We start from the raw sequence: 8,379 nt of genomic DNA on the forward strand, positions 1-8,379 counted from the left end.
TATGAAAAAGAAAATGTATGCAATCACCCTATTTATTATTGTAGCTGCTATTACGCTCGTGGGTTGCTCTTCCAATAAAGATTCTAATTCCAGCGCTGGTCCTGCTTCAACTGCCGCTTCCTCGGAATCATCGTCTTTAGCCGGCAAAAAGTTTATTATTGCGACAGACGCCACGTATGCCCCTTTCGAATATGAAGAAAACGGCAAATTTGTGGGCATCGACATTGACCTGATTGCCGCTATTGCCAAGCTCGAAGGATTCGAATATGAACTGAAGCCTATGGATTTCAAAGGCATCATTCCTGCCATTACTTCTAATCAAATTGACGCGGCGATTGCCGGCATGACCATTACGGATGAACGCAGAAATGCGCTGGACTTTTCGGAAGGCTATTTCGAATCTGGCACATCAGCCATCGTGAATATCAACAACAAAGCCATTCAATCCCCTGAAGATTTCAAGGGTAAAACGTTTGCAGTCAAAAAGGGAACCGTAGGTGCCAAATATGCCGAAGAGCATAAAGAAACATATAACGCGACAATTAAGTATTTTGACGATACGCCTTCTTCCTTCCAAGAAGTGTCGATTAATAATGCCGACGTCACCTTCGAGGATTACCCGGTTATCGCCTATATGCTGTCTGTCAACAAAGATGCAAAATTGAAGATTGCCATCCCGAAACTAGCGATTGAAAACTATGGCTTCGCAGTCAATAAAGGGAAAAACAAGGAGCTATTAACTGCATTCAATAGCGGTTTAAACAAGCTGAAGCAAAACGGCGAATACGACAAAATTTTGGCTAAATATTTAGGAACAAGTAAGTAGGGAGGGCAATCACCATGTGGGATCTGTTCATCAATAGTTTTCCGAGTTTATGGAGTGGTACCCTCATGACCTTGAAGATTACAGCGGTGGCCCTCGTGGCCGCCTCCGTAATTGGATTGATTGTCGGTCTGATGAATATTAGCCGAATAAAGACGCTAAAGGTAGCTGCTATTATTTATATTGACTTGATCAGGGGAACTCCGCTTATCGTTCAGGCGTTCTTCATCTATTTCGGCTTGCCGAGCGTACTGGATATTCGAATCACCGCCCTTGCAGCTGGATTAATCGCCCTCAGCCTCAACGCCGGTGCGTACATGGCCGAGATTTTCCGGGCGGGCATTATATCCGTAGATAAGGGGCAGATGGAAGCAGCACGCAGCTTGGGATTGCCTTACGGAAGAACCATGATTAAAGTCATTTTACCCCAAGCGATCCAACGAATGATTCCCGCTATTCTTAACCAAGTTGTCATCTCGTTAAAGGATACATCGATTCTATCGGCCATCGGAATACGCGAGCTCACGCAAAGCGGTGAAATCATTATTGCCTCGAATTATAAAGCGTTCGAAATTTGGGGTATGGTCGGAATGATGTACTTGGTTATTATTACCTTGTTGTCTTACGCATCCAGAAGAATAGAGAGGTACTTCCGCCTATGATCAGAGTGAGAGGATTGTCCAAGAGCTACGGCCGGCTGCAAGTATTACACGAAATCAACCTAGAAATTCACAAAAATGAAGTCGTGTGTATTATCGGACCCTCTGGATCCGGCAAGAGCACGCTCCTTCGCTGTTTTAACAAATTAGAGGAGCCTTCTAAAGGGGAAGTTCTCATCAACGGGTGCAATCTAATGGATGCGAAAGTCGATATTAACAAAGTGCGCGAGAATATCGGTATGGTGTTTCAATCGTTTCACCTCTTCCCGCATATGACAGTGCTTGATAACATCACCTTAGTACCTATTCAACTGAAACGGGAAACCAAATCACAGGCAAAAGAATCCGCACTTGCACTTCTCGATAAGGTAGGTCTTCGGGATAAAGCCAACGAATACCCGGAACGTTTGTCAGGCGGCCAGAAGCAGCGCGTTGCTATTGCTAGAGCGCTGGCCATGAATCCAGACGTTATGCTGTTCGATGAGCCAACATCAGCTCTGGATCCGGAAATGGTCGGAGAGGTGCTGCAGGTGATGAAACAACTGGCTATTGAAGGCATGACTATGGTTATTGTAACCCACGAAATGGGGTTTGCCAGAGAGGTCGGAGATCGGGTTATCTTCATGGATGGAGGTATGATTGTTGAACAAAACACACCTGAACAATTATTCACAAATTCCCAAAACCCCAGAGTCAAGGATTTTCTCAAAAAGGTTTTATAAAATGAAAAAGTTCCTAAGCTCAAAAGCTAGGAACTTTTTGGCGTTTGACGCGCCCGTCTGCCAACGAACTTCTTAGTAAGCACTCCAGCCTGAATCCGCTGAAATGACTTGTCCATTAACAAAGCTTGATTCATCGGAGGCTAAGAACAATGCAACCTCGGCAATTTCCTCCGCCTTACCCATACGTGGATTAATAGCCATCCCAAGTTGTTGTCGAGAAGCACCAAATGCGTTGATGTTCGTCATCGATGAACCAATATTGGTCTCAACTCCGCCTGGCGCAATTGCATTACAACGAATGCCCTTTAATGCATACATGAAACCCGTATTTTTGGTGAAACCAACTACTGCATGTTTAGATGCTGTGTAAGCGCCGCCCGCACGAGCACCGTATAATCCTCCTGCAGAGGCAATATTCACAATAATACCTTTATTTTTTTCCAAGAAGATCGGCAGAACTTTACGTGTCGAATACATGACACTAGTCGTATTAATCGCAAAGATTCGTTCCCAGCTATTATTCGTTATATCTCCTGCAGGTTCAAAATTATCCATAATACCAGCATTATTCACCAAAATATCGACTGTTCCATAAGTGCTGACTGTTGTATCGATTAATTCATTAATTTCTGCTTCTACTGCTACATTTGTTTTAATGGCAAAAGCTGTCCCACCATGAGTCTTAATTTCGTCAACTGTTGCATTCGCACCATCCAGATTTAGATCTGATACAACAACCTTAGCTCCCTCTTTCGCATAGAGAATAGCGATAGCTTTTCCCATTCCTGATGCTGCTCCTGTTACGATTGCAATTTTATCTTGCAGTCTCATGCAAATTCCTCCCCGTATAACTAGTGATGCTTCTTTGCTCAAAGCCTCATTCCTCATTACAGGAATGGCTCCCAATTGTAAGATGTAAATTTCTTGCACGCTAAATAAACAGTTTTCGCAAAATGGCGACTTGTATAGTTTAGCCAATATTAATCAATAAATACAATAGGGACGCTGCTTCGCGGCGTGGCTAGTATCCTCATACCAGACAACCTGTAGACGGCTGTTTGAAAAATCCTCTTGGTAAGCCCCTAAATAAAAATCAGATCTAGAAAAGAATCGATTAGACGGTTTGGATTATCCATTCCTTTTTCAGATTCAGAATGCTGAGCAGAATTCAATTCAACCAGACCATGAATAAATGCATACATGATTGCGGTTGATTGAGTTGGAGATTTTCGGATATTCCCCACCTTTTCTAAACACTCTTCTACAAACTTAAATATCCCAAAAGCAGAATAGTAAATGTCAGGGTATAGCTCCTTATCCCATTGCTTTCGGAACATCAAATGGTAATGCTCCTGATTTTTGATGCCAAAATCATAATAAGTATACAAAATGGCATATAAGAGTTTTCGAGAATCGGATATGTTTTCCGTTACTTCGCGAATATTGCTGGTTAGCGTCTCAAAATTCCCAGCCGTAATAGCTGCCAGCAAATCCTCCTTATTTTTGAAATGTCTGTACATGGCACTTCGGGACAAGTTCATTTCTTTTCCAAGCTCGCGCATACTGATGCCGTCAATGCCTTGTTGATCAATCATTTGTCTGGTGATATGAATCAGCTTTTGTTTGGTATCGTTCATAATATCCTCGTATGATATGGATTAAATATTCGTATTCAAATTTTACACCAATATGTTGACAACGTCAACTTCGCAGGTTTATAATCACCACATGTTGACAGCGTCAACAAATCGCCTTCAAATTATGGAGGCCATACTCTAAAGGAGAGTGTATAAGGAATGAGTCCACGGAAACAAACGGTTATCATAACAGGCGGAAACTCAGGATTAGGATATGAATGCGCTAAAGAAATAGCTAAGTTTGACAAAAATAATAATGTGGTGATCGCTTGCCGCAATGCAGGTAAAGCCAAGAAAGCAGTAGACTCACTAATTCTGGAAACTAATAATCCAAACATAACTTCCTTAGAGCTTGATCTTTCGTCTTTGGAATCCATAAGAGGTTTTGTACACGAGTTTTCACAAAAGGATTATCCGCCTTTATATGCGCTTGTATGCAACGCAGGCGTACAGTTTATCGATAAAACACATTTTACAAAAGATGGGTTTGAGGCCACCTTTGGAGTCAATCATCTTGGACATTTTCTCTTGGCAAATATGTTGCTTGGTCAAATAACGCATTCAGGCAGAATCGTGTTCGTCAGCAGCGGAACTCACGATCCATTGAAAAAGACTGGAATGCCAGCACCTGTTTTTGTGGACCCCAAAATATTGGCCTATCCTGACCAAACGAGCTCAAACGAAGCTATATCTTTAATTGGCAGACGTCGCTACACGACTTCAAAGTTATGTAATTTATACTTCACCTACGAGCTGGCAAATCGAATAAATCAACAAACAGAAACCAATATTACAGTAAATGCTTTCGATCCGGGAATGATGCCAGGTACGGGGCTTGCTCAAAGCTATACTCCGTTTATGAGATTTGTTTGGAAATATGTCCTACCTGTTTTAACGCTATTTATCCCTAATGTGAATACTGTGCGTCAGTCCGGAAAAGCTTTGGCTGCTCTAGTAACCGATAGTAACCATAATCGAACAACAGGAAAATATTTTGAAGGTACGAAAGAAATAAAATCCTCCGAACTCTCGTATAACAATGAGAATAGGAAACAGTTATGGAAAGCTAGTGTAGAGTTGTCGAAATTAAATAAAACGGAGACGATTTTAGAAGTAGGATTGTAAATTTACCGATGACCCCTCCGGATTATCATGTCACGAAATAGATGACAAGGGTTATGCTTCTTTCTTGTGGCAACAAACACTTGACAGAGTTTATAATGATCCTATACGAAGTGCTTTTGGTTAACGCATACGAGTAATTGGAGGTGACATACGTGGGAATAAATCATTCCTCACCCGCATTGGGTGAATTCATTAAATCACGCAGGGAACGGTTGCAGCCTTCAAAAGCGGGGATACAGCCACTTCCCGGACGCAGACGCACCCCGGGGCTTCGAAGAGAAGAGGTCTCATATCTCGCCAATTTAAGCGTGACTTACTATACTTGGCTGGAGCAAGGTAGAGAGGTTAATCCTTCGCCGGAAGTGTTGCTAAATATCAGTAACGCGTTGATGTTGGACGAAGACGAGCAGAAGCATCTGTTTGATCTAGCAAATGTAGACCCGTCGAGCGCAGGTGTAGTGCTAAATAGCGGAAGATCAGATTTCGGATTTTTGCAAACGCTCGTAGATCAATTGCATTATCCTTCTTACGTCACAGACGAAGGTACGGATGTAATCGCCTGGAATCGGGCAGCAGAACTGATTATAGCCGATTTCAGCAGTCTGCCGAAAAGCGAACGGTATATGATGAACATTATGTTTTTTAATTCGGATTATCGCCAGAGACTCGTAAATTGGGAGGGGTTTGCCCGATACACCACGGCGATGCTGCGGGCAAATTTAGACCGTTATAAGGATAATCCACTGTATATGGAACGATTCGAACGTTTGAGACTGGAAAGTGAGGAGTTTGCACATTTCTGGGAGCTCTATGAAATCAAGCAAAAGCGGGTCGCAACCGCATTATTTCGTCTTCCGGACTCACAGGAGATGGAGTTCGTGATCCATTCCGCTTCTGCAGTCGACAACGACCCGGGTCTGCACTGGTGTTTCTTCGTCCCAGTACCCGAATCAGGCACCGAAGAGAGATTATTGCGTCTACTGAAGCGGGACATAAAGCAGTATTAATATTACACCTGGCATGAGTCGGAGGTAGCATTCAGTTCTCTATCTGATAATGAGATTTCAGGACCAGCTCCTGCCTCTGTCGGCTACTTCAAAAAGCAACTGGTTTACGAAATCTCAATATCTCCTTTCAAAACTTGCCCTTTTTATGGTGTGGTTCAGGATATCACTCTATCGGCGAATTTTGGGGTGAAGAAAAGGACAACCCGATTCGATGGTTGTCCCTTGTATATTTTTATCCCCACGATGGAGAAGTGGATGCTGTCTAAGGGAGCAAGATGTCTAAGGGAGCTTGAAGCTTCCGTAGAGCTCGAATTGTACCATCATTATACCCGTGAAGTAGACCTTTATCTGCAGCAGCATCTACAGCTTCGATAGCCCAACGGGAAACCTCCGAATTGTCCTTGAAGCTGACAGTCTCGGCCGAAGCATTGAGATTTAACGCCCGAACGATGATTACGGCCATCTCTTCCCGCGTGATCGGACTGTCTGGACGGAAGCTTCCATCACCGTCTCCAGTTGCGATTCCCAACGCTGCAACCGCGCCAATCGAGTCCTTAGCCCAAGATCGTTAGTATCGGCAAAGGTCTTGCTATCTGGCGCAGTTAATTTGCTTGAGCTAATGACTACTACTGCCTTCGTCACTCGGGACTTACGCCCATGCTCGGTGCACTAAAAATACAGCCCCAATTTGTTGGGGCTGCATCACATTGAACAAGATAGCCAAGTTTCATACGCTATACTAATTTCAACCTCTATTCACTCTTTTTTGCCACAATATTTAGCATTACTGTTACTGCCTCGGCTCTTGTAGCATGATCTTGTGGGGCGAATTGGTTATCGCCTTTTCCTTGCACAATACCTGCTTGCTTCACAAAAGCAATACCGCCTTTCGCCCATGCCGGAATATCTTTATCATCCACGAAACCAGTTGCCGCATTAGCCTGCAAAGTCTGACCCATCGCATTAGCTAGCATTACTGCCATCTCAGCACGTGTGATTTCTGCGTCTGGACGGAAAGTGCCGTCCTCATAGCCCATAACAATGCCTGCTTGCACCGCTTGCGCCACTGCCTTTTGTGCCCAGTTTCCTATCTTCAAGTTATCTTTAAAAGTTAACGCGGTGCCTTCTCCTTGCGGTTTCAATGTATTCATCAGCATCACAGCAAATTCTGCACGCGTCACGGTAGCATTTGGCTTAAATGTGCCGTCTGGATAACCGCTGATTATTCCCTTGCTTACCGCTTGCTTAATGTTAGCTTCAGCCCAATGCCCCGTAATATCGCTAAAGCTGTTAACTGGCTTAATGGGTAACTCATCTGCTATACCAACAGCCAGCACCGCATACTTCGTAAAGTGATTTGTATTAATAGTAATTTTATTCCCTTCGATCTTGCCACCAGGAATTTCAATCCATACCTTATTCACTTCGTCATAATAGAATACAGCTGCCTTCTGGTTGCTATTCATGCTTGATGGATCAAAAGCAAATATCAATGTTACAGGATTGCTGAAATTTTCCGGGAAATTTTTCAGAATCTCAAAGACAGAGCTGACGAGTTTCTCATTATTTGTTAATAGGCTATGAGTCTCAAATAATTTTTCGATGGTTAATTGCAGTTCTTTGGATGTCGCATTTGCCGGAACCGAGATGGTTACCTCAGTTTCTAAGCTCACTTCGCCTGCCGCTCCTATGGGAAGTGTTAAACTACCATTTGTGGAGATAATATTTATAGGGCTTGGTGTCGGAGATGGTGTTGATGTTGATGTTGATGTTGGTGTTATCTCCGTTACTGTATCCACTGCCTTTGCCACAATTACTGTTCGAGTTTTCTCTTCGGCAACGTTACCTGCCGTATCACTCACATTGTAGTGGTACGTATACGCCCCTGCTACCGCTGTATCTAGCGTGGTTCCCAAGTTCATCGTATTGCTAATCGTCACCACGATACGGCTCGTTAAATCTCCATCGATATTATCCAATGCCGTTGCGCCCGCATCCGTGTAGCTGGCTCCAAGGGTCAAATTTACCGCTGCATTTCCGTTCAATGTTATTACCGGCAGCGTGATATCCGGTATGGCTACTACTACACTTCGCGTTACTTCTGCAGCCGCATTGCCTGCCGTATCACTTACATTGTAGTGGTACGTATACATCCCTGCTACCGCTGTATCTAGCGTGGTTCCCAAGTTCATCGTATTGCTAACCGTCACCACGATACGGCTCGTTAAATCTCCATCGATATTATCCAATGCCGTTGCGCCCGCATCCGTGTAGCTTGCTCCAAGGGTCAAATTTACCGCTGCATTTCCGTTCAATGTTATTACCGGCAGCGTGATATCCGGTATGGCTACTACTACACTTCGCGTTACTTCTGCAGCCGCATTGCCTGCCGTATCACTTACATTG

The 8,379-nt window shown here is 43.7% G+C and carries 9 protein-coding genes and 1 pseudogene; 5 read left to right on the forward strand and 5 right to left on the reverse strand.

All coding sequences use genetic code 11. The features are described from left to right. The first annotated feature begins 1 nt into the window (after nucleotide 1). Genes G9U52_RS20460 through G9U52_RS20470 form a run of 3 tightly spaced genes read left to right on the forward strand, consistent with a single transcriptional unit; the run spans nucleotide 2 to nucleotide 2,204 of the window. A complete protein-coding gene (locus G9U52_RS20460; protein WP_166152483.1) occupies nucleotides 2-826 on the forward strand; it encodes a transporter substrate-binding domain-containing protein in 825 nt (274 codons plus the stop codon). Between the two features lie 14 nt (nucleotides 827-840). Continuing rightward, on the forward strand, nucleotides 841-1,485 hold the full coding sequence (locus G9U52_RS20465) for an amino acid ABC transporter permease (RefSeq protein WP_166152484.1): 645 nt from the start codon (nucleotides 841-843) through the stop codon (nucleotides 1,483-1,485). Beyond that, nucleotides 1,482-2,204, forward strand: coding sequence for an amino acid ABC transporter ATP-binding protein (locus G9U52_RS20470; protein WP_166152485.1), 723 nt, complete (start codon nucleotides 1,482-1,484; stop codon nucleotides 2,202-2,204). The genes G9U52_RS20465 and G9U52_RS20470 overlap by 4 nt, the downstream gene beginning before the upstream one ends. Before the next feature lie 72 nt (nucleotides 2,205-2,276). Here the strand turns inward: G9U52_RS20470 and G9U52_RS20475 are convergent, their stop codons facing one another. After that, a complete protein-coding gene (locus tag G9U52_RS20475; protein ID WP_166152486.1) occupies nucleotides 2,277-3,035 on the reverse strand; it encodes an SDR family oxidoreductase in 759 nt (252 codons plus the stop codon). A gap of 251 nt (nucleotides 3,036-3,286) precedes the next feature. Then, entirely contained in the window at nucleotides 3,287-3,841 is a 555-nt protein-coding gene (locus G9U52_RS20480) for a TetR/AcrR family transcriptional regulator (RefSeq protein ID WP_166152487.1), read from the reverse strand. A 159-nt stretch (nucleotides 3,842-4,000) separates the two neighbouring features. Between G9U52_RS20480 and G9U52_RS20485 the strand changes: the two genes are divergently transcribed. Next, nucleotides 4,001-4,966: an SDR family NAD(P)-dependent oxidoreductase gene (locus G9U52_RS20485; protein ID WP_166152488.1), complete on the forward strand. Its 966-nt coding sequence runs from the start codon at nucleotides 4,001-4,003 to the stop codon at nucleotides 4,964-4,966. 152 nt (nucleotides 4,967-5,118) lie between these two features. After that, the gene (locus G9U52_RS20490) at nucleotides 5,119-5,973 is read left to right on the forward strand and encodes a helix-turn-helix transcriptional regulator (RefSeq protein ID WP_166152489.1); all 855 of its coding nucleotides are present in this window, start codon (nucleotides 5,119-5,121) and stop codon (nucleotides 5,971-5,973) included. A gap of 262 nt (nucleotides 5,974-6,235) precedes the next feature. On the opposite strand, the gene G9U52_RS20495 is transcribed toward G9U52_RS20490, so the two are convergent. From G9U52_RS20495 to G9U52_RS20500, 3 genes and pseudogenes are all read right to left on the reverse strand, one after another. Beyond that, a complete protein-coding gene (locus G9U52_RS20495; protein ID WP_279538693.1) occupies nucleotides 6,236-6,436 on the reverse strand; it encodes an S-layer homology domain-containing protein in 201 nt (66 codons plus the stop codon). 6 nt (nucleotides 6,437-6,442) lie between these two features. After that, nucleotides 6,443-6,523, reverse strand: a pseudogene (locus tag G9U52_RS40950) (S-layer homology domain-containing protein); the annotation flags it as partial. Between the two features lie 202 nt (nucleotides 6,524-6,725). Beyond that, the coding region (locus tag G9U52_RS20500) for an S-layer homology domain-containing protein (RefSeq protein WP_166152491.1) at nucleotides 6,726-8,379 on the reverse strand (1,654 nt) is incomplete at its 5' end.

Origin of the sequence: Paenibacillus agricola, assembly GCF_011440305.1 — a bacterium.
GTDB classification, from domain to species: Bacteria; Bacillota; Bacilli; order Paenibacillales; family NBRC-103111; genus Paenibacillus_S; species Paenibacillus_S agricola.

Excerpts from the sequence above, each read along its gene's own strand:
- G9U52_RS20460 (WP_166152483.1), top strand. The coding sequence starts at position 2 with ATGAAAAAGAAAATGTATGCAATCACCCTATTTATTATTGTAGCTGCT.
- G9U52_RS20465 (WP_166152484.1), top strand. The coding sequence starts at position 841 with ATGTGGGATCTGTTCATCAATAGTTTTCCGAGTTTATGGAGTGGTACC.
- G9U52_RS20470 (WP_166152485.1), top strand. The coding sequence starts at position 1,482 with ATGATCAGAGTGAGAGGATTGTCCAAGAGCTACGGCCGGCTGCAAGTA.
- G9U52_RS20475 (WP_166152486.1), bottom strand. The coding sequence starts at position 3,035 with ATGAGACTGCAAGATAAAATTGCAATCGTAACAGGAGCAGCATCAGGA.
- G9U52_RS20480 (WP_166152487.1), bottom strand. The coding sequence starts at position 3,841 with ATGAACGATACCAAACAAAAGCTGATTCATATCACCAGACAAATGATT.
- G9U52_RS20485 (WP_166152488.1), top strand. The coding sequence starts at position 4,001 with ATGAGTCCACGGAAACAAACGGTTATCATAACAGGCGGAAACTCAGGA.
- G9U52_RS20495 (WP_279538693.1), bottom strand. The coding sequence starts at position 6,436 with ATGGCCGTAATCATCGTTCGGGCGTTAAATCTCAATGCTTCGGCCGAG.